Origin of the sequence: Streptomyces sp. PsTaAH-137 (assembly GCF_003259365.1) — a bacterium.
Lineage (GTDB): Bacteria > Actinomycetota > Actinomycetes > Streptomycetales > Streptomycetaceae > Streptomyces.
On record NZ_QLLY01000003.1, the window covers coordinates 229,330 to 249,140 of the forward strand.

19 protein-coding genes are annotated in these 19,811 nt (G+C 73.4%); 12 read left to right on the forward strand and 7 right to left on the reverse strand.

Annotation, left to right across the window (positions count from 1 at the left end; all coding sequences use genetic code 11):
* Nucleotides 1–71 precede the first annotated feature (71 nt).
* The 3 genes from K377_RS07455 to K377_RS07465 all read right to left on the reverse strand — a co-directional run bounded on the left by K377_RS07455 (nt 72) and on the right by K377_RS07465 (nt 4,646).
* A complete protein-coding gene (locus K377_RS07455; protein ID WP_111662382.1) occupies nt 72–1,208 on the reverse strand; it encodes an aminopeptidase P family protein in 1,137 nt (378 codons plus the stop codon).
* A gap of 149 nt (nt 1,209–1,357) precedes the next feature.
* Nucleotides 1,358–3,649 carry a germacradienol/geosmin synthase Cyc2 gene (gene cyc2, locus K377_RS07460; RefSeq protein ID WP_220093172.1) on the reverse strand — a complete coding sequence of 764 codons (2,292 nt, stop codon included), beginning with the start codon at nt 3,647–3,649 and terminating at the stop codon, nt 1,358–1,360.
* A 142-nt stretch (nt 3,650–3,791) separates the two neighbouring features.
* Nucleotides 3,792–4,646, reverse strand: a complete 855-nt coding sequence (locus K377_RS07465) for a pentapeptide repeat-containing protein (RefSeq protein ID WP_258394989.1) — start codon at nt 4,644–4,646, stop codon at nt 3,792–3,794.
* A 103-nt stretch (nt 4,647–4,749) separates the two neighbouring features.
* On the opposite strand from K377_RS07465, the gene K377_RS07470 reads away from it, so the two are divergent.
* Both K377_RS07470 and K377_RS07475 read left to right on the forward strand, forming a co-directional pair.
* A complete protein-coding gene (locus K377_RS07470; protein WP_258394990.1) occupies nt 4,750–5,568 on the forward strand; it encodes an alpha/beta fold hydrolase in 819 nt (272 codons plus the stop codon).
* Nucleotides 5,565–6,824 (forward strand): cytochrome P450, encoded by a 1,260-nt coding sequence (locus tag K377_RS07475; RefSeq protein ID WP_111662385.1) that lies wholly within the window; start codon nt 5,565–5,567, stop codon nt 6,822–6,824. The genes K377_RS07470 and K377_RS07475 overlap by 4 nt, the downstream gene beginning before the upstream one ends.
* A gap of 60 nt (nt 6,825–6,884) precedes the next feature.
* Here the strand turns inward: K377_RS07475 and msrB are convergent, their stop codons facing one another.
* The 4 genes from msrB to K377_RS07495 form a co-directional block, all read right to left on the reverse strand.
* Entirely contained in the window at nt 6,885–7,289 is a 405-nt protein-coding gene (gene msrB, locus K377_RS07480) for a peptide-methionine (R)-S-oxide reductase MsrB (RefSeq protein ID WP_111662386.1), read from the reverse strand.
* A 5-nt stretch (nt 7,290–7,294) separates the two neighbouring features.
* Nucleotides 7,295–8,698, reverse strand: coding sequence for a UDP-N-acetylmuramate--L-alanine ligase (gene murC / locus K377_RS07485; protein ID WP_111662387.1), 1,404 nt, complete (start codon nt 8,696–8,698; stop codon nt 7,295–7,297).
* A gap of 112 nt (nt 8,699–8,810) precedes the next feature.
* Nucleotides 8,811–9,284 carry an indole-3-glycerol phosphate synthase gene (locus K377_RS07490; RefSeq protein WP_111662388.1) on the reverse strand — a complete coding sequence of 158 codons (474 nt, stop codon included), beginning with the start codon at nt 9,282–9,284 and terminating at the stop codon, nt 8,811–8,813.
* A gap of 142 nt (nt 9,285–9,426) precedes the next feature.
* Nucleotides 9,427–10,248, reverse strand: a complete 822-nt coding sequence (locus tag K377_RS07495; protein ID WP_111662389.1) for a pyrimidine reductase family protein — start codon at nt 10,246–10,248, stop codon at nt 9,427–9,429.
* 115 nt (nt 10,249–10,363) lie between these two features.
* Between K377_RS07495 and zapE the strand changes: the two genes are divergently transcribed.
* From zapE to K377_RS07545, 10 genes are all read left to right on the forward strand, one after another.
* Complete coding sequence (zapE, locus tag K377_RS07500; protein WP_202455657.1) at nt 10,364–11,395, forward strand: cell division protein ZapE; 1,032 nt, start codon at nt 10,364–10,366, stop codon at nt 11,393–11,395.
* Nucleotides 11,396–11,487: 92 nt separating this feature from the next.
* Nucleotides 11,488–12,903: an alkaline phosphatase PhoX gene (locus tag K377_RS07505; RefSeq protein WP_111662391.1), complete on the forward strand. Its 1,416-nt coding sequence runs from the start codon at nt 11,488–11,490 to the stop codon at nt 12,901–12,903.
* Between the two features lie 123 nt (nt 12,904–13,026).
* The gene (locus tag K377_RS07510; protein WP_202455658.1) at nt 13,027–13,860 is read left to right on the forward strand and encodes a PPK2 family polyphosphate kinase; all 834 of its coding nucleotides are present in this window, start codon (nt 13,027–13,029) and stop codon (nt 13,858–13,860) included.
* A 69-nt stretch (nt 13,861–13,929) separates the two neighbouring features.
* Nucleotides 13,930–14,814: an ABC transporter substrate-binding protein gene (locus tag K377_RS07515; RefSeq protein ID WP_111662393.1), complete on the forward strand. Its 885-nt coding sequence runs from the start codon at nt 13,930–13,932 to the stop codon at nt 14,812–14,814.
* Nucleotides 14,815–14,885: 71 nt separating this feature from the next.
* Nucleotides 14,886–15,149: a WhiB family transcriptional regulator gene (locus tag K377_RS07520; RefSeq protein ID WP_111662394.1), complete on the forward strand. Its 264-nt coding sequence runs from the start codon at nt 14,886–14,888 to the stop codon at nt 15,147–15,149.
* A gap of 60 nt (nt 15,150–15,209) precedes the next feature.
* Entirely contained in the window at nt 15,210–16,103 is an 894-nt protein-coding gene (locus K377_RS07525) for a polysaccharide deacetylase family protein (protein ID WP_111662395.1), read from the forward strand.
* 23 nt (nt 16,104–16,126) lie between these two features.
* Nucleotides 16,127–16,291 (forward strand): hypothetical protein, encoded by a 165-nt coding sequence (locus tag K377_RS41590; RefSeq protein ID WP_181512500.1) that lies wholly within the window; start codon nt 16,127–16,129, stop codon nt 16,289–16,291.
* A gap of 58 nt (nt 16,292–16,349) precedes the next feature.
* Nucleotides 16,350–17,096: an aminoacyl-tRNA hydrolase gene (locus K377_RS07535; protein ID WP_111662397.1), complete on the forward strand. Its 747-nt coding sequence runs from the start codon at nt 16,350–16,352 to the stop codon at nt 17,094–17,096.
* Nucleotides 17,097–17,569: 473 nt separating this feature from the next.
* A complete protein-coding gene (locus tag K377_RS07540) occupies nt 17,570–18,883 on the forward strand; it encodes a DUF692 domain-containing protein (protein WP_111662398.1) in 1,314 nt (437 codons plus the stop codon).
* A 142-nt stretch (nt 18,884–19,025) separates the two neighbouring features.
* The gene (locus K377_RS07545) at nt 19,026–19,805 is read left to right on the forward strand and encodes a DUF4142 domain-containing protein (protein WP_111662399.1); all 780 of its coding nucleotides are present in this window, start codon (nt 19,026–19,028) and stop codon (nt 19,803–19,805) included.
* Nucleotides 19,806–19,811 lie beyond the last annotated feature (6 nt).

The following is a 19,811-nucleotide window of genomic DNA, read 5'->3' on the forward strand; positions in this document are numbered from 1 at the left end:
AAGTGCGGCATCTCAGGGGCGCGGGGAACTGCGCGACCAGCCACGACGGCGGCGCGCGGTGCGGCACGGCGTCAGCCGACGATCGCCAGGTCCCGCGAGGTGGCGTTGAGTCGCTTGCCGCCGCCCCCGTCCTCGCCGGTGACGGTCACGATGTCCTCGATGCGGACGCCGAAGCGGCCGGGGAGGTAGATGCCGGGCTCCACGGAGAAGCACATACCGGGCACCAGCTCCTGCGACTCGCCCTCGATCATGTACGGCGGTTCGTGGGTGGTGACGCCGATGCCGTGCCCGGTGCGGTGGATGAAGTACTCGCCGTACCCGGCGTCGGTGATGACCTCGCGGGCGACGCGGTCGACGTCCTGGCAGGCGATGCCGGGCCGGACGGCGTCGCAGGCCGCCGTCTGGGCGGCGCGCACGATGTCGTGGACCTCGCGCTCCTCGGCCGTCGGCTCGCCGACGTGCACGGTGCGGGAGGTGTCCGAGCCGTAGCCGTCCTTGAGGCCGCCGAAGTCGAGGACGATCATGTCGCCGTCCCGGACGACGCGGTCGCCCGGCGCGTGGTGCGGGTTGGCGGCGTTGGGACCGGAGCAGACGAGCGTGAAGTCGACCTGCTCGTGCCCGAACCGCCGCAGCAGGTCGGCGAGCTCACGGGAGAGGTCGATCTCCTTGCGGCCCGCGAAGGGCACCTTCTTGATCTCCTCGTACGTGGCGTCGGCGGCGGCGCCGGCGGCCGCGAGCCGCTCCAGTTCGGCGGCGTCCTTGACGGCGCGCAGCATGGGCAGCGCCTCGGTGAGGGACACGTACGAGGTGTCGGGGAGGGTCTTCTGCAGGCCGAGCAGATGCATCGCCCAGGCGTTGTCGCTGACGCCGAAGCGGCCGGACTTCTCCAGCAGGGGCGCCGTGATGTCGTAGGGGTTCTTGCCGTCGGTCCAGTCGCGCAGCGTCATCGCGTCGGCGCCCGCGGCCTTGGCGGCGTCGGGCGCCTCCAGGGTCGGCACGACGAGGGTGGGCCGCTGTCCGGCGGCGAGCACCAGAAGGGTGAGCCGTTCGGTGTCGGCCGGCACGTGGTAGCCGGTGAGCCAGACGAGGTCGGGGCCCGGCGCGACGAGCACCCCGGCGAGACCGGCGTCGGCGGCGGACCGCGCGGCACGCTCCATGCGGGCCTGGTAGTCGGCTGCGGTGAAGGGCGCGCTTGTGCCGGTCGTCATGTCCGGTCCTCCGTGGGTTCGTGCGGGTGCGGGCGGCTGCCGCCGTCACGGCAGCATCCTGCCCGCCCCGGAGGAGCGGCGCGACCTCCAGGACCGCCCCGGCTACCCCGTGTGCCCCTCGCGCCCGTGCCCGGCGCCGTGGCCGAACCTCATCGCCTCCTCCGGTCAGCCTCCGGAAGGAGCCGGAGAGCACCGCGGGCAGGGTGCAGGAGTCCGGCCCCTCGGCCGGCGAGACCGGCCCCGGAGTCCGGCGCCGGCAGCGGGACGGGCGGCGCGGGGATCCGGTCCGGCAGGAAGCCGTGGGCGCGTGCCGCGAGATGGCCTGCGCGGTAACGGTCCACCTTCCGGTGCCAGTTGAGGACGCCCGCCAGCCAGTTCCGGAGCTGCCGGACATAGCCGTCGACGGTCTCCCGCGCGTCCGCGTCGAGGCCGAAGTCGTCGCACAGGACGGGGAGTTCGTGCGCGACCACGTGTTCGAACTGCTGGAGGCGCTGGGTCATCAGATCGTGCACGACGTGCAGGGCCGTGGGGTAGTCGACGCCGAAGAAGGTCTGCACGACGAGGACGGCGTTGTGCAGCTCGCCCTCGTACTCGATCTCCTTCTGGTAGGAGAAGACGTCGTTGACCAGGCAGGCGTAGTCGACGGCCGCGTTCTCCAGCGAGCGGACGGGGCCGCTGCGGTACACCTCGGGCGGCACGGCCGGGCCGTGGCCGAGCCGGCACAGGCTCATGGTGAGGTCGGAGCCGAAGGTGGCGCGGCGCATCTCCAGGTAGTCGACGGGGTCGGGGACGCGGTTCTGCGCCTGGTTGGCCAGCTCCCAGAGCCAGCTCTCGGTCATCGTGTCGACGGCCGCCTTCAGCGTGGTCCGCTCCTCGGCGCTCATCCCGGCCGCCGTGCGCGCCCACAGGTCGAGGAGCCCGCGCTCCATGGCGTTGGCCGGTGCCGGCACCGGCTCTCCCTCGGTGACCGGCATGCAGGCCGACAGGCGTTCGGTGCACAGCTTGGCGGCGGCGATGTCGTGGCGGCCGCCGAAGACGAGGGGGTAGTAGTCGTCCGCGTACGTCCCCCAGGCGAGCCAGGCCGTGGCGAGGTCGAGCGCCTCGGGCGTGCCGTCCGGGTCGATGCCCGCCGCGCACAGGGCGAGATCGGCCGCCGCGAGCCTGTTCTCGTCCCAGACGCCCTCGGCCAGGATGCCCGTCCGGTGCGCCCAGGGCACGAGGCGGGCGCGGGCGCCGTCGAGGCCGGGGTTGAGGCGGAGCTCGAACGGCAGGGACAGGTCGGGGATCAGCGACGGGCCGACCTTCTGGAACGGCACATGGGTGTACGCCCGCAGCCGCTCGACCCCGAGGGCGTCGAACAGGGCCCGTACGTCGGTGCCGCGGGTCCCGACCCCGGTGGGACCGTGCAGCGGGCCGCGCTCGCGCACCGCGCCCTTGTTCATGTAGCGGCTGGACCGCAGGTGCCACTCGTGCCCGCCGGACTGCCAGTCCTGGAGGCCCCGGGCGTACGCGGCGACGGCGGCGACCTGGTCCGGGGTGAGCCCCTTGTCGGCGGCGAGCGCGGGCACCTCGGTGAACGCGGTGTGCTCGAACTGGTGCAGCCGTGAGGTGAGGACGTCGTTGACGGCCTCCGCCGCCTCCTGCGTCGTGCAGCCGAAGAAGGTCTCCAGGACCAGGACGCCGTTGGACAGCTCGCCCTCGTCCCGGACCTCACGCTCGTACGAGAAGAGGTCGTTGCGCAGGTGCACCGCGTCGGAGAACGTCTCCATGAGGACGCGCAGGGGCCGCGACCGGGCGACGGGCGCGGGGATCTCGGCGGTGGCGTACTCGACGAGCCCCGCGGACCAGGGGGCGCCGCCGACCTTGCGGCGCATCTCGATGTACTCGACGGGGTTGGCGATCCGGCCCTCGTCGATGTTGGACAGTTCCCACATCGACTCGTTGAGCAGGTGTTCGGTCGACTCGGCGAAGCGGCGGCGCCAGTCCATCGACATGGCGGGCACGGTACGCCGCCACAGATCGGCGAGGCCCGCCTCCACCGGGTTGCGCGGTTCCGGGACGGGCGCGGCCAGGTCCATGGGCATGAACAGCGGCAGCCGCTCCAGGTGGGCCTTGCCGGCGGCGCGGTCGTTGGTGCGCTTGAACATGTCCAGGAAGTGGTCGTCGAAGAAGAAGACCCACACGTACCAGTCGGTGATCAGGGAGAGCGCGGGACCGTCGCAGTCGGGGTGCGTGTACGCGCACAGCAGTCCGTAGTCGTGGGCGTCCAGGTCGCTCTGCTCCCAGACACCGGATCCCTCCAGCATCCCCATCTCCCGGGCCCAGGCGGTGGAGTGGGCGCGCGCCTCGTCGAGACCGGGATTGATGCGTGCCGTGTACGGCATGTAGAAGCGCGGCAACTGGAACGGCTGCGAGGGCGCCGAGGTGGACTGCTCAGTCATGTGCGCGGCCCTACCCGTGACCGCGCACAGCCATCCACGGGGCGGCAGATGATCGCACTATCGCGTGAACGGGGAATGGATCGGGCCCGGGTGGGGAACCGGCGGCGCGCCCTGGGTACGCCCGCCCCGTCCCGTGCACGTACTAGCGGGCGCTCCAGTGCTCGGGGCGGTCCAGGGTTTGCGGGATGCGGGTGGCCTTGTCGCCTCGTGCCGCGTTCAGCTGGGCCTGGGTGAGGAAGAGGGCGCCTCTCAGGTCGGCGCCCTCGATCCGGGCGTCGCGCAGGTCGGCGCCGATCAGGTCCGCCGCGCGCAGGTCGGCGCCGGTCAGGTCGGCGGCGACGAGGAGGGCGCCGCGCAGGTTGGCGCCGCGGAGGTCGGCCTTGCTCAGGCGGGCGCCCATCAGGTCGGCGCCGCGATGGTTCTTCTTGCGGCCCGGAACGGCGGCGCGTTCCAGCTCGCTCGCCTTCAGCAGCACGGTGTTGACGTCGGCGCGGATCGTGGGGACGTCGGCGGCGAGGAGTTCGTCGGCGCCCGCGCGCGTGAGCCGGTCGACCTCGGCGCGGGCCCGGCGCGCCTCCCCGTGCACGGAGGCGGCGCGCGGCAGGTCCAGTACGTCGGTCAAGTAGCGCAAAAGCTCTTGCAGTTGACGCATGACGGGGAAGACCTCGTACATGGCCCGCGCGGTCTGCGGCCGCTCGCGCCAGCTGACGCCCTCGAAGGTGAGCTGCGAGATCTTCTGCCCGGCGCCGAAGCAGTCGAAGACGGTGCAGCCCCGGTAGCCCTCGTCGCGCAGCCGCGTGTGGATGCCGCAGCGGAAGTCCTCCTGGAGGTTGTGGCAGGCCGTGCCCGCGTTCTTGTCCGCCGCGAAGTCCCGCGACTTGGCGAAGGGCAGCGCCACGCAGCACAGGCCGAAGCAGTTCCCGCAGTCGGCGCGCAGCTCGGCGCGGTCGACGGGACGGTCGGTGGCGGGCTCGGAAGCGGAGCCGGAGGAGGTCACGCCCCCATTGTCACCGATCGGCGGTGTACGCCCCCTTGTGGGTGGCCCGGGCGCGCGCGACCGTGGACGCGACCGGCACCGCCCCAGACCCCCAGGAGTCGACGTGGCCTCCTCCCACTCCTCCCGCTCGCCCCTGCAACCGTCGGCGGCGTCGGCGTTCCGGCTCCCCCACGAGCTGCACGGCGACGGGCCGCACAAGGTGATCGCGGTGCACGGCTGGTTCGCCGACCGGGCCGCGTTCGCGCCGATCGTGCCGGACCTGGACCGCGACACGTTCCAGTACGGATTCGTCGACCTGCGCGGATACGGCGAGGCGAAGGACGTGCCGGGCGCGTACACGACGGCCGAGGGCGCGGCGGACGTCCTGGATCTCGCGGACCGGCTCGGCTGGCGGCGGTTCTCGCTGATCGGGCACTCGATGGGCGCCAGTGTGGCGCAGCGCGTGGTGGCGGTGGCCGAGGAGCGGGTGCGCCGGCTCGTGGGCGTCTCGCCGGTGCCCGCGTCGGGGCTGCCGCTGCCGCCCGAGCAGTGGGAGCTGTTCTCGACGGCGGACACCAGGCCGGAGAACCGGCGCGCGATCCTCGACGTCACCACGGGCGGCGTCCGCCCGGCCGCCTGGCTGGACCGCATGGTGCGCCGCTCGCTGGAGTCCAGCGACGCCAAGGCGTTCCGGAGCTGGCTCGACTCGTGGACCGGTGACGACTTCCACACCGGTGTCGAGGGTTCGACGGTGCCGGCGCTCGCGGTGACGGGCCAGCTCGACCCGGCCCTTCCTGCGGACCTGATCCGGGCGACCTGGCTGCGCTGGTTCGTCCGCGGCGAGCTGGTCGACCTGCCGGTGTGCGGGCACTACGCGATGGACGAGGCGCCGCTCGCGCTGATCCGGGTCGCGGAGGACTTCCTGCGGGCGGACCCGGCATGACGCCACGGCGCGGCGTGCCCGGCGTTCCCGATGTGTTCGACCCGCGCCTATACGCGCGTGGCGTCCCGTACGACGGCTACCGCGTCCTGCGCGACCACCATCCGGTGTCCTGGCAGGCCGAGCCCGCGGTCCTCGGCTGGCCTGAGGGGCCCGGCTTCTGGGCGGTGACCCGGCACGCCGACGTCGTACGGGTCCTGAAGGACTCCGCGACGTACTCCTCGGCCCTGGGCGCGACGCAGATCCGCGACCCCGACCCCGCGGACCTGCCCTTCATCCGCGGCATGATGCTGAACCAGGACCCGCCCGCGCACGGCCGGCTGCGCCGGCTGGTGAGCCGGGCGTTCACGCCGCGCCGGGTGGCGGCGTTCGAGCGGGCGGCCCGCGAGCGGGCGGTGTCGCTGCTGGCCAAGGCGGTCGCGGGCCAGGACGTGGTGGACCTGGTCACGACGGTCACCGACGACTACGCCCTGCTGAACCTCACCGATCTGCTCGGCGTCCCGGAGTCGGACCGCACCCTCATGCTGGGCTGGACGCGCCGCGTCATCGGTTACCAGGACCCGGACGAGGGCACCGAGCCCGTCGCGGGCGGCCCGCCGGTGAACCCGCGCTCGCCGGCCGCGCTGGCCGACATGTTCGCGTACGCGGACGAGCTGACCGCCCACAAGCGCGCCCACCCGGCCGACGACGTGCTGACGACGCTCGCCGCCGACCCCGAACTCACCGCGCCCGAACGGCAGATGTTCTTCTTCCTGCTCACGGTCGCGGGCAACGACACGGTCCGCAGCGCGGCCCCGGGCGGCCTCGCGCTGCTGGCCGGGGACCCGGCCGCGTACCGGCGGCTGCGCACCGGTCGGGTGGACCCGGCGACGGCGACGGACGAGCTGCTGCGCCGCCATCCGCCCGTCCTGAGTTTCCGCCGCACGGCCACCGAGGAGACCCGGCTGGCGGGCGCCCGGATCGGGCGGGGCGACAAGGTCGTCGTGTTCCACGCCTCCGCCAACCACGACGAGCGCGTCTGGCCCGACCCCTTCACCCTCGACCTGGCCCGCGCCCCGAACCCCCATGTGTCGTTCGGCGACGGCCCGCACGTCTGCCTCGGCGCGCACTTCGCCCGGCTCCAGCTGCGCGTGCTGTACGAGGAGGTGGGCCGGGCCCTGCCGGAGCTGTCGCTCGCGGGGGCACCGCGACGGCTCGTGTCGAACTTCATCAACGGGGTCAAGGAGCTGCCGGTGCACCTCGCGCCACCGGCCCGGTGACAGCCGAAAGGGGCCGCCCCGGACTCCGGGACGGCCCCTTGATCGCCTGCGCACCGGCGGTTACTCCGTCGGCTCCAGCTTCAGCGAGACCGAGTTGATGCAGTACCGCTGGTCCGTGGGCGTCGCATACCCCTCACCCTCGAACACGTGCCCGAGGTGCGATCCGCAGCGCGCACAGCGCACCTCGGTCCGCACCATCCCGTGCGAGCGGTCCTCGATCAGCTCCACGGCCGCCGAGTCCTTGGGGTCGTAGAAGCTCGGCCAGCCGCAGTGCGACTCGAACTTCTCGGTGGACGTGAACAGCTCCGCGCCGCAGGCACGACAGGAGTACACGCCCTTGGTCTTCGTGTCGGTGTACTCGCCGGTGAAGGCGGGCTCGGTGCCGGCCTGGCGCAGTACCGCGTACTCCGCCGGGTTCAGCTCCGCGCGCCACTGCTCGTCCGGCTTCTCGACGTCGTACGCCATGTCCCTCATCCCTTCAGACGGTCCAGGATCCGCGGGCCGAGGTCGGTGACATCGCCCGCGCCCATGGTGAGAACAAGATCCCCCGGCTTGGCCATTCCCGCGACCGCGGCCACGGCGGCGTCCTTGTCCTGGGCGGCCTGCACGTCGGCGCCCGCGGCCCGGGCCGCGTCGATGATCAGGGCGCTGGTGACGCCCGGGATCGGGTCCTCGCGCGCCGGGTAGATGTCGAGGACCACCGAGGCGTCGGCGAGGGCGAGGGCGTCGCCCATCTCCTTGCCGAGCTCCTGCGTGCGGGAGAACAGGTGCGGCTGGAAGAGGACCAGCAGCCGGGAGTCGCCCGCCGCCGAGCGCATCGCCTCCAGGTCGGCGGACATCTCGGTGGGGTGGTGGGCGTAGGAGTCGATGACCTGCACCCCGTTCTCCTCGCCCTTGAGCTGGAGGCGGCGCTTGACGCCCGTGTAGGACTTCAGCGCGCCGGCCAGGTTGCGGGACGGGATGCCCATGGCGACGCCTGCCGCGAGCGCCGCGACGGCGTTGTGCGCGTAGTGGCGGCCGGGGACCGAGACGGTGAAGGTGAGCAGCTTGCCGTCGAGCAGGACCGTCACTTCGCTGGTCAGACCACGCGGGGTGATCTTGTGGATGCGGATGTCGGCCGACTCGGACTCGCCGTACGTGACGACCTTCAGGGAGGTGGTGTCACGGATGCGGCGGGTCAGCTCCGCGGCGCCCGACTGGTCGGCGGCGATGACCAGGGTGCCTCCGGGGACGATCTTCGTCGTGAACGTCTCGAAGGACTCGTAGATCTCGTCCATCGACGCGTAGTTGGCGTGGTGGTCGAGCTCGACGTTGAGGATGATCGCGACTTCCGGCCTGTACTTGTGGAAGCTGCGGTCCGACTCGTCGGCCTCGGCGACGAAGATGTCGCCCTCGCCGTGCAGCGCGTTCGAGCCGGGGACGTCGAGGTCGCCGCCGATCGCGTACGAGGGGTCGAGGCCGAGCGAGGACAGCGACACGGCGAGCATCGACGTCGTGGTCGTCTTGCCGTGGGTGCCCGCCACCGCGATCGGGCGCAGGCCGTCCATGAGGGAGGCCAGCGCGTCGGAGCGGTGCACGACCGGGATGCCGAGCTCCTTGGCGCGGGCCAGCTCGGGGTTGTCCTCGCGGATCGCGGAGGAGACCACGACGCAGGTCGTCTCCGGGGACACGTGAGCCGCGTCGTGCCCGATGTGCACGGTGGCGCCGAGCTCGCGCAGGGCCCCGGCCGTGGCGGACTCGCGCGCGTCGCTGCCCGCCACGTGCGCGCCGCGCTGGGCGAGGATCTTGGCGATGCCCGACATCCCGGCGCCGCCGATGCCGATGAAGTGCGGTCGCTCCATGGCGGCGCTGGAATGCGGAAGGCCGGGTGCCATGCGTGTTACTCCCCTGAGGTTCCGGTGCGTCCTGATCCGCGGCGCGTGGGGCCGCGGAGCGGACCCAGCCTATTGCCTCGGGACCGGCCGCCCCGCACCCGCACGCCCCACGTCACGCCTTGCTGTGCGAGAACAGCTTCAGGACCGGCACGCCGACCTTGTGGCGGGCCTGCGAGGCCCAGTCGCGGTGGAAGAACTCCTCGACGTAGTGCGGGTCGGTCAGCACGATGACCTCGTCCGCCTTGACCTCGTCGACCAGCGCCTTGAGCGCGTTCAGCGGGTGGTCCTCGATGAGCCGGCCCTGCGCGGCGCTGCCCGCCTGGTGCAGGGCGGCCAGGGAGACCTGGAGGGCCTGCTCTGCGGGCCGCTTGGCCTCGTCGCCCTCGGGGACCTCGCCCTCGCGGGCCGCTTCGTCCAGCTCGCCCATCGCCACGTCGTCGATGGCGCGCAGCAGCCGGTCGGCCTGGTCGCCACGGGGCTGGAGCAGTACATGGAAGGTGACATCCTCGTCACCGTGCAAGGTGGTGACAAACTCCACGTCGGCAGACGTCAGGGCCTTCTCGATCATCAATACGCTCGTGAACACGACGGGCGCCCTTCTTCTCCTACCGTGGGCCGTCCTTCGACGGGACCCTGCGGAACTGCGGAAACCATCCTGCCCCGTGGCCGCACGGGGTCTGCGAGTTTTAGTGTGCCCAGCGAAGACTAAACGGAACAGATCATTCCGTTCAGTGTCGCCTCCGACCGTATCGGGTGAACAGAAAACCGTCCTCCTCCAGCAGAGAGACCAGCTCGAAACGTTCCGGCACGCGCAGCACCGAGCCGCCGGCGATGCGCTGGGCATCGCCGGCGGTGAGCATCGGCGACACCGTCAGGCACAGCTCGTCGAGTACCCCGCCCGCGACGAATTGACCGAGCATCCGCGGCCCGCCCTCGGTGAGCAGCCGCCGGTGCCCGCGCTCGGCGAGGGCCGCGACCGCGCGGTCCGCTTCGACCGCGGCGCCCTCCCCGGCGAGCAGCACCTCGGCGCCGGACCCGCGCGCGGCCCCGATCCGGTCGGCCGGGGCGCCCGAGCCGGTGATCACATAGGTGGGGACCAGGGGCTCGGTGAACAGCGGCAGGGTGAAGTCCAGGTCCAGGCTCGCGCTGATCACCGCGATCGACGGGGCGGCGCCCTGGCCTGCCGCGGCGCGGCGGGCGGCGAACGCCTCACGCGCGCGGGCCGGACGGTATCCCTCCTGGCGGACGGTCTGCGCGCCGACCACCACCACGTCGGCGAGGCCGCGCAGGGTGCCGAAGATCCGCATGTCGGTGTCGTTCGAGATGGGCTGGGAGCGGCCGTCGTGCTGGGCGGCGCCGTCGAGCGTGGAGACCATGTTGGCGCGCAGCCAGGGCGCCTCGGCGGCCTGCGGCGGATAGGCGTAGGCGTCGGCGAGCGCGTCGAGGCTCCACGCGCCGTCGCGGGGCTCCGCGGCGGCCGGGGCCTCCCCGGTCCCCTCCCGGCCCAGGTGATCTGCTGTTTCGTACGTCACAGGGAACAGGCGTCGCATGACGTGCAGTGTGGCACGGCCATTAAGCTGATGAGCTGTGTCATCCTCCACCCAGTCGTCCTCCGCCCACGGGGCTTCCGGCCACGGGCCCGCCGCCCCCGCCACCCCGCAGTCCCTGTGCGCCCGCGAGCCGCACGTCCCCGCGGAGCGCCTGGTCGCGGAGATGGTGCCGCCGCCCCGCTTCGCGTCGGCCCGCTTCGACACCTACATCCCGGACCCGAACCAGCCGAGCCAGACCCAGGCCGTCGAGGTCCTCGGCTCCTTCGCGGCCGGGCTCGGCGGCGCGCACTCCTCCGGCTCCGGCAAGCGGAAGTGGTTCGCCAAGAAGCCGGCCGCCCCGACCGGCCCGCGCGGCGTCTACCTCGACGGCGGCTACGGCGTCGGCAAGACCCACCTCCTCGCCTCCCTCTGGCACGCGACCCCGGCCGAGCCCGCGCTCAAGGCGTTCGGCACCTTCGTCGAACTGACGAACCTGGTCGGCGCCCTCGGCTTCCAGCAGACGGTGAAGACGCTCGGCGGACACCGCCTGCTGTGCATCGACGAGTTCGAGCTCGACGACCCCGGCGACACCGTGCTCGTCTCCTCGCTCCTCGCCCGCCTCGTGGAGTCGGGCGTCGCGCTCGCCGCCACCTCGAACACGCTGCCCGGCAAGCTCGGCGAGGGCCGGTTCGCGGCCGTGGACTTCCTGCGCGAGATCCAGGGCCTGTCCGCGCACTTCCGTCCGCTGCGCATCGACGGCGAGGACTACCGCCACCGGGGCCTGCCCGAGGCGCCGCCGCCCTTCTCCGACGAGCAGGTCACCGAGGCCGCGTACGCCACCGAGGGCGCCTCGCTCGACGACTTCCCGCACCTGCTCGAACACCTCGCGCGCGTGCACCCCAGCCGCTACGGCGCGCTGACGGACGACCTGACGGCGGTCTGCCTCACCGGCGTGTCCGCCGTGCCCGACCAGTCCACGGCGCTGCGCCTGGTCGTCCTGGCCGACCGGCTCTACGACCGGGAGATCCCGGTGCTCGCGGCGGGCGAGCCGTTCGACAAGCTGTTCAGCGAGGAGATGCTGAACGGCGGGTACCGCAAGAAGTACTTCCGCGCCATATCCCGGCTCACCGCGCTGGCCCGGGACGCCAAGGGCCTCGTAGCGGCCTGAGAAGCCGCGCCCCGGCCGTCTGCCGGTGCGCGCGTCCACGTGGTAGACACAGCCGGGTCACAGTTCCTGTCCGCCAACAGGAGGTTGCACCCATGTCACGCACCACGCAGACGCGCACCGGCGACTCGCGCACCACTGATGCACGACAGTCCGCGACACGACGTCAGATCCTCGCCCGCACCGGCGCGTTGGGGGTGGGGATCGCCTTCGCCGGGGAGCTGTCCGAGCTGTTCACCGGCTCGGCCGCGGCCCAGGGGCGCGCCGGATACGGCCCCCTGGTCGAGGACCCGGCCGGCCTGCTCGACCTCCCCGCGGGCTTCCGCTACAAGGTGCTCTCCCGCGAGGGCGACGCACTGCGCTCGGGTGAGGGGGCGGTGCCCAGCAACCACGACGGCATGGCCGCCTTCGCGGGAGAGAAGGGCCGGGTGCGTCTCGTGCGCAACCACGAGAACAGGGTCACCGGCCGGGTCCCGGTCCCCGTCGTCGAGGGCATCACCTACGACCCGATGGGCAAGGGCGGCTGTACGGCGCTCACGCTCGACCGGCACAACGGCGTCCTCGACGAGCGGGTCGCCATCGCGGGCACCGCGGTCAACTGCGCGGGCGGGCCCACCCCGTGGGGCACCTGGCTGACCTGCGAGGAGACCGAGGACAGAGCCGGCACCAACGGCTACACGAAGGACCACGGCTTCATCTTCGAGGTCGACCCCGTCGACCCGCGGCGCTCGGGCGCCGTCCCGCTGACCGCGATGGGCCGCTTCCAGCACGAGGCGATCGCCGTCGACCCGCGGCGCGGTGTCGTCTACGAGACGGAGGACGCCTTCGACAAACCGTTCGGCCTCTTCTACCGCTTCCTGCCCGACAAGCCACGCGGCGGCCTCGGCTCCCTGCGCGCGGGCGGCACGCTCCAGGCGATGCGGGTGCCGGGCGTGCCCGACCTGTCGGCGGTCCAGGAGACGGGAGCCACCTTCGGCGGCATCGAGTGGGTCGACGTACCCGACCCGCTGGCGGCCACCACCGCGATCCGCAACCAGGACTTCGGCCCGAAGGGCATCACCCACGCCCAGAAGCTGGAGGGCTGCTACTGGGGCGGCAGCTGCGTCTACTTCGTCTCGTCCTACGCGCGCAGCCGCGAGGGCTCGGCCGCCGACCACTTCGGCCAGATCTGGCGTTACGACCCGTCGGCCCGCCGCCTGACCCTGGTCGTCGTCTTCGGACCGGACACCGACGTACAGCTGCCGGGCGAGGAGCCGGACAACATCTGTCTCGCGCCGAGCGGCGGGCTGATGGTGTGCGAGGACGGCGAGGGCGCGCAGCACGTCTTCGGGGTGACCCGCAGGGGCGAGGTGTACGCGATGGCGCGCGGGCGGCAGAACATCGGGACCGCGCAGGAACCGGCCTGGGGCGAGTTCGCCGGGGTCACCTTCGCTCCCGACGGGAAGTCGATGTACGTGAACGTGTACACGCCCGGGACGACGTTCGCGGTGACCGGCCCCTGGCACAAGTAGCGCGGGCGCCGGGACCGACGCAGGATCGTAGGACCTGACCGGAAGGGGCGCGCGGTGGCGAAGGGCAAGAGCAAGCAGGGCGGCGACGGCGGCAAGAACGGCAAGAAGAAGGCCGCGCCCGCACTGAGCGAGCTGCTGCGCGTCCCCGGGGGCGAGCGGGTCGATCTGTCGGCGTACGACGCGGCCGCCACCCCGGGCGGCCCGCGGGACAAGGCGGCGGGGGTCGCGGCCGCCGCGGAGCTCGGCCCGCGTCTGGCCGGGCTCCAGGAGCGGCTGTGGGCCGCGGGCTCGGCCGGCGACCGGCGCCGGGTGCTGCTGGTCCTCCAGGGCATGGACACCAGCGGGAAGGGCGGCACGGTCAAGCACGTCATCGGCCAGTTCAACCCGTCGGGCTGCCGCATCAAGGCGTTCAAGGCCCCCACCCCGGAGGAGCTGAACCACCCCTTCCTGTGGCGGGTCGTCAAGGCGCTGCCGGAGCCGGGCGAGATCGGCATCTTCGACCGGTCGCAGTACGAGGACGTGCTCGTCGCCCGGGTGCGGGAGCTGGTGCCGCGCGCTTCGCTGGGGCGCCGCTACGGGCAGATCAACCGGTTCGAGAAGACCCTCGCCGACGACGGCGTGACCGTGATCAAGTGCTTCCTGCACATCTCCTACGAGCAGCAGAAGCGCCGTCTCCTCGAACGGCTCGACAACCCGGACAAGCACTGGAAGTTCAGCACCGGCGACATCGACGACCGCACGCTGTGGCCCGCCTACCAGGAGGCGTACGAGATCGCGCTGGAGCGCTGCTCGACGGAGGCGGCGCCCTGGTTCGTGATCCCGGCGGACCGCAAGTGGTACCGGAACTGGGCCGTCAGCACGCTGCTCCTGGAGCATCTGGAGGCGCTCGACCCGCAGTACCCGAAGGCGGACTTCGACGTGGCGGAGAGCCGTCGGCGGCTCGTCGCGATGGACTGACCGGGCCGCGTGCGCCGGGGGGACGCGGAGACGGACATGTCCGCCGTGCCCCTTGGGCAGGGTGCCCTTATGAATCAACCTTCCGCACAGTCATGGGAGTTCACGGACGACCGGGGGCATCTGGCCGCCTCGCTCGACACACCGGCCCGGATCGTGGCCTACATACAGGCCGGGGCGAGTTTGTGGGATCTCGGGACCCGGCCCGTGGGGATCTTCGGTTCGTACCACGACGGGGACAGCCCCGACCGCGCCAAGTCCGGCGCGCTGCCGCTCGACGAGGTGCCGTACCTGGGGGCCGGAGCCGGGCTCGGCCTGGACGACGTGCTCGCGGTGCGGCCGGACCTGGTGGTCGCGCTCACCTACGGGGGCGGGCAGGTCTACGGGATCGAGCCCGACACGGCGAAGCATCTGGAGGAGCACGTCCCGGTCGTCGTGATCGACGTGGGACAGGGGCGGACCCTCGCCGGGGTGCGTGAACGATTCGCCGAGCTCGGCAGATCGCTCGGCACCGCGGAGGGCCCGGACGCGCTGGCCGCCCTCACCCGGGCGGAGTCCGGCCTCGCCGAACTGACGGCGTCCGCGCGGGGGGCGGCCCGGGTGCTGGCCCTGTCGCCGGGCGGCCCGGACAGCGTCCACCTGGCGCGGCCCGCCAAGTGGCCCGACCTGAGCGCCCTGACGGGCCTCGGGGTGCACACCGTCGAGCCGCCCGAGGGCCCCGGGGCCAACTGGCACACCGGCACCTGGGCGGACGCGGCCGAACTCGCCCCGGACGTCGTCCTGCTGGACGCCCGCGCGAACGCGGCGCCGTCCGGCCAGTACGCCGGTGACGCCCACTGGGCGGCCGTGGCCGAGCGGGCCGTCGTGCTGCCGTGGAACCCGGAGACGCCCGCCAGCGCCGCCGCTCACGCCGCCTTCTTCGAGCGGCTCACCAGGGCCTTGCGCGGCGACGGCTGAGACAGGTTTCCACTCCTGGGGTTCCGGGCACCCGCGCGGCAGTTCCTCCGATGCCGTTGAGGGAGACGGAAATGGAGTGGTTGAACCGGGCCGCGTGCGTGCACGAGGACCCCGAGTTGTTCTTCCCGGTCGGTACGGCCGGGCCCGCCGTGCAGGACGCCGAGGCCGCGAAGGAGGTCTGCCACCGGTGCCCGGTCGTCGCCGAATGCCTCGACTGGGCCGTGACCACGGAGCAGACGACCGGCGTGTGGGGCGGCACCTCCGAGCGTGAGCGGGCCCGGCTGATCAGAGCCGCGCGCCGGATGCGCGGCGGGCGGACGGTCCTGGCCCGCTGACCGGGTGAGCGGAACCGAACGGTAACCGAATAATCCGATTTACCCAGTTATCGTCGCGGCGTGATCAGCTATCGCTCCTTCCGCCGCACCGTTCTGTCGTGCGCCATCGGCGCCCTCGCGCTCGGGGCCGCCGCCTGCTCCGGCGAATCCGGACACGCACCGTCGGGGCAGGCCGGGCGGCCCGCCGCGAGCCCGTCGGCCGCGGCGACGCCGACCGGGCCGCCCCGGCTCGCCCCGGGCCCGTCGGGCCTCACCCCGGTCTTCAAGAGCGCCGAGAGACCCGTGAAGGGCGCCCAGGACGCACGGAGTCGGACCGTCGCGCTCACCTTCGACGCCGACATGACCGCCGACCAGGGACCGCGGGCCGCCGCGGGCGAGCACTTCGACAACCCGCGGCTCATCGCGACGCTGCGCCGCCTGAAGGTCCCGGCGACCGTCTTCATGACCGGCCGCTGGGCCGAGGAGTACCCGGCTCAGGCGCGGGACATCGGCGGCGACCCGCTCTTCGAGGTCGCGAACCACTCGTACAGCCACTACGCCTTCACCGGCGACTGCTACGGCCTGCCGACCGTGCCGGCGGCGGGGATGCGGGCGGACGTGGAGAAGGCGTTCACCGCGTTCCGCAAGGCCGGCGTGCGGCACGTCGTGCCCTACTTCCGCTTCCCGGGCGGCTGTTACGACCGGGGCGCGCTGCGGGCGCTCACCCCGGCCGGGGTCACGGCGATCCAGTGGGACGTGGTGAGCGGCGACGCGTTCGCGACGGACGCGGGCGCGGTGACCCGGCAGGTGCTCGACGGGGTGCGGCCGGGTTCGGTGGTCGTCATGCACTGCACGCGCAGCGCGGCGCCGACGACGGAGCGCGTGGTGCGGGACGTGGTCCCGGCGCTGCGGGCGAAGGGCTACCGGTTCGTGCGGGTGTCGGAGCTGGTGGGGGCGGCGGCCCGGAAGCGGTGACGCGCCGCCGTACGCTGGCCGGCATGGCCGATGACCGCGTCCCCGCCCCTGCGACCGCTCCCGAGGAGCCCTTCGCCGAGTGCGTGCTGTGCCGGGAGCCCACGGAGTTCCCGGAGTCGACGAAGGGCGCCACGCTGTGCCCGGTGTGCACGTGGCAGGAGGCGCAGCGCACCGCGTGCTCCGGCTAGGGCCTGTCGGTCGGCGGCGCGGCGAAGGTATGTGCGGCAGGCTGGCAGACTGGAGGGCGTGACCAGCGACGACACCGCCACCGACAGCCCTTTCCGGTCCGAGCCCACCGCGCGGGACGAGGCGCCGCAGTTCGTGCTGCCGCTCGTCGTCCGGATCGAGCGGGCCGCGCCGCCGGTCCGCACGGACGCGCTGGAGACGGCGGCCCGCGCGGTGCTGACGATCCTCTCGGACGAGCGCTCGCTCGGCGACGGGGAGTGGGCGCGGGCGATGCGGGACTGGCAGGACGCCCGGATCCGCAAGGTGGTGCGACGGGCCAGGGGCGCCGAGTGGCGGCGCGCCGAGGCTCTCGAGGGCATCACGGTGACCGGTGCCGCCGGGACCGAGGTGCGGGTCTTCCCGCCGGTCCCGCTCGACGGCTGGCCCAAGGACCTGGCCCGGCTCCAGGTCTCCGGCACGGATCTCGACGACCCCGAGCCGCCGGCCGCCCCCGATGCGGCGGGGGTGACGCTCTGGCTCAACCCGGAGCTGGAGATGACCGCGGGCAAGGCCATGGCGCAGGCCGGGCACGGCGCCCAGCTCGCCTGGTGGGAGCTGTCGGACGCACGGCGCAAGGAGTGGCGCGAGGCGGGCTTCCCGCTGGCGGTGCGGGTGTGCGAGGACCGCGACCGCTGGGCGGCGCTGACCCGCGCCGGGCTGCCGGTGGTGCGCGACGCCGGGTTCACGGAGATCGCCCCGGGCTCGTGCACCGTGGTCGCCGAGGGCCCCCGGGACGGCGGCTGGCTGCCGGATCTCGGGCATGCGTGAAGCACGGGAAACACACGGGCCGCACCACGGAAAGCGACCGAATCGGACCCTGGCGGTCCGTCTCGCGGGGGCCTAGCATCGGGTGAGCAGAGCGAGCAGCGCCGGACGGGGAGTTCCGTCGGCCGCCCGCCGCACGCCCCGAGACCCCGGGTCCTTCCGTCCGCCGTTCCCCGAGCGGCCGGGGGCGTTCACGCCGTCGTTCGGCCCCGGCCCCTCGTCCTTGCCGGCCCCTTCGGGGCGGTCTCCCGCCTGCCCCGGCCGGCGGGGACGGTGAGCACGCGAGCCACGCAGGGGGAGGCGCAGGCTTCCGTGCCCGTGGGCCGCCGCCGATGCCGGCTCAGCCGCCGGCGGCGGTCACTCGCCCCTCCCCCGGAACCTCAAATGTTCCTCTGAACGTCTCCCGCCGTGGGTTCGGCCGGACGCGCCGGGGCCATGACACCTGGACAGAGTCGGCGCGGAGGAGGGGGACGGACATGCGGCAGCTTCCGCGGCTGGGTACGGGGATCGGATGGCGGCCGGAGATCGCCGACGTGGTCGAGGCGATGCCGGGCATCGACTGGGTCGAGGCGGTCGCCGAGAACGTCTGTCCCGGGCATCTGCCCGACTCGCTGCGACGGCTGCTCGACCGGGGCGTGACCGTCGTGCCGCACGGGGTGTCGCTGGGGCTCGGCGGCGCCGAGCGGCCCGACGAGGGGCGGCTCGCCGACCTCGCGGCGCGGGCCGAGGCGCTGGGGGCGCCGCTGGTCACCGAGCACATCGCGTTCGTCCGGGCGGGCGGCGAGCGCACCGCGTCGCCGCTTCTGGAGGCCGGGCACCTGCTGCCGGTGCCGCGCACCCGGGACGCGCTCGACGTGCTCTGCGAGAACATCCGAATCGCGCAGGACGCGCTGCCGGTGCCGCTCGCCGTGGAGAACATCGCGGCGCTGTTCGGCTGGCCGGGCGAGGAGATGTCCGAGGGGCAGTTCCTGTACGAGCTGGTGGAGCGCACCGGCGTCCGGCTGCTGATCGACGTGGCGAACCTGCACACGAACCACGTCAACCGGGGCGAGGACCCGGCCAAGGCGCTGGACGAGCTGCCCGTCGAGGCGATCGCCTACGTGCATGTGGCGGGCGGCTTCGAGCGGGACGGGGTGTGGCACGACAGCCACGCCCACCCGGTGCCCCGGGCGGTGCTCGACATCCTGGCGGACCTGGCGTCCCGGGTGACCCCGCCGGGCGTCCTGCTGGAGCGGGACGAGAACTTCCCCGAGGACTCGGGCGAGTTGGGGCGCGAGGTGGAGACCGTCCGGGCCACGGTGCGCGCGGCCGGCGGCCCCGCACCGGCCGCCCCGGGGGACGCGGCCCGCGCGGAGGTGGCCGGGGCCGACGACTCCGTACGGGGACGGGTCGCCCTCGCCCAGACCGCCCTGCTCTCCGCGCTGGTCGCGGGCACCCCGGCGCCGGAGGGCTTCGACCGGGTCCGGCTCGCCGTGCAGAGCCGCGCGCTCGCGAGCAAGCGGGCCGACGTCGTCGCCAAGGTGGCACCCGAACTGCCGGTGATCCTGGGCGCGTCGGCGTACCGGACGGCGTTTCTCGCCTACGCGGCACGCCGGCCGATGACCGACGGCTACCGGCGCGACGCACTGGACTTCGCCGAGGACCTGCTCCTGGAGCAGCGGGTCCCGGAGGCGGGCCCGCGCCGCGAGCTGACGGCCTGGTGGCTGGACCGGTCCGGCCCCGCGCCGCTGACGGGCCGCCCGGTGGCCCGGGCACTGCGGGCCGCACGGTTCGCGTTGCGCAGGGGCTGACCGCGGGCCGGGTACACACCGGGGCGGGGCGCGCGGGCCCGCACAACCCCCGCGTCCCGTACGGCGGTTGACGTAGTCCGTGCGGATGCCCGGCACCCGGTGCCGGGGAGCACTAGCGTGCGGTGCCGCACCAGGAGGCACCATGCGATCGCTCTCGCCGACCCGCGGCACCCGTCTTGTCCCCCGGCTGAACGGGACCGCGCTCATCATCACCGGGCTGCTGGCCACCCTGGCCGCGCTCGCCTTTCCCCTCTGGTCCTACGCGGACCGGTCGGCCACCGGCCTGGACACCCTCGACGCGCAGACGGTGCCGACCCGGTTCGGCCCGCTGTCGGCGACGGACCGGCTCTTCATCACGAAGGTGCGGCTCGCCGGGCTGTGGGAGATGCCCGCCGGGCAGCAGGCCGAGGAGCGGGCCCCGACCAAGGCGATCGAGACGGCGGGCGAGCACCTGGTCGAGGGCCACACGTTCCTGGACGCGCGGGTGCGGGAGGTCGCCGCGCAGCTCCACCTGGAACTGCCCAACCAGCCCAATCCCCAGCAGCAGAGCTGGCTGCGGACCCTGACCGCGGCGAAGGGCCTGGACTACGAGCGCGAGTTCGCCAACATCCTGCGCGCCGCGCACGGCCAGGTCTTCGCCCTCGTCGCCCAGGTGCGTGCCTCGACCCGCAACACGCTCGTACGGGACCTCGCGGACGACGCCAACACCACGGTCCTGGACCACATGAAGGTCCTGGAGGCGACGGGCCTGGTCGACTTCGACGCGCTGGCGCGGAACGCGGCCACCGCGACCCCGCCGCCCGGGACCCGCTCCCCCGCCCCGCCCGGGCCGACCGCGTCCCCGGACTCGGCGACGCCCGTCACCCCGTCGCCGACGTTCTCGCTGCCGCCCGCGGCGTCCAGCCCGGCGGCCGGGCGATGAGTGTCC

Bases quoted from the DNA above. Each gene is read 5' to 3' on its own strand.
- K377_RS07455 (WP_111662382.1), bottom strand. From the start codon at position 1,208: ATGACGACCGGCACAAGCGCGCCCTTCACCGCAGCCGACTACCAGGCC.
- cyc2 (WP_220093172.1), bottom strand. From the start codon at position 3,649: ATGACTGAGCAGTCCACCTCGGCGCCCTCGCAGCCGTTCCAGTTGCCG.
- K377_RS07475 (WP_111662385.1), top strand. From the start codon at position 5,565: ATGACGCCACGGCGCGGCGTGCCCGGCGTTCCCGATGTGTTCGACCCG.
- msrB (WP_111662386.1), bottom strand. From the start codon at position 7,289: ATGGCGTACGACGTCGAGAAGCCGGACGAGCAGTGGCGCGCGGAGCTG.
- murC (WP_111662387.1), bottom strand. From the start codon at position 8,698: ATGGCACCCGGCCTTCCGCATTCCAGCGCCGCCATGGAGCGACCGCAC.
- K377_RS07495 (WP_111662389.1), bottom strand. From the start codon at position 10,248: ATGCGACGCCTGTTCCCTGTGACGTACGAAACAGCAGATCACCTGGGC.
- K377_RS07505 (WP_111662391.1), top strand. From the start codon at position 11,488: ATGTCACGCACCACGCAGACGCGCACCGGCGACTCGCGCACCACTGAT.
- K377_RS07515 (WP_111662393.1), top strand. From the start codon at position 13,930: ATGAATCAACCTTCCGCACAGTCATGGGAGTTCACGGACGACCGGGGG.
- K377_RS07520 (WP_111662394.1), top strand. From the start codon at position 14,886: ATGGAGTGGTTGAACCGGGCCGCGTGCGTGCACGAGGACCCCGAGTTG.
- K377_RS41590 (WP_181512500.1), top strand. From the start codon at position 16,127: ATGGCCGATGACCGCGTCCCCGCCCCTGCGACCGCTCCCGAGGAGCCC.
- K377_RS07540 (WP_111662398.1), top strand. From the start codon at position 17,570: ATGCGGCAGCTTCCGCGGCTGGGTACGGGGATCGGATGGCGGCCGGAG.
- K377_RS07545 (WP_111662399.1), top strand. From the start codon at position 19,026: ATGCGATCGCTCTCGCCGACCCGCGGCACCCGTCTTGTCCCCCGGCTG.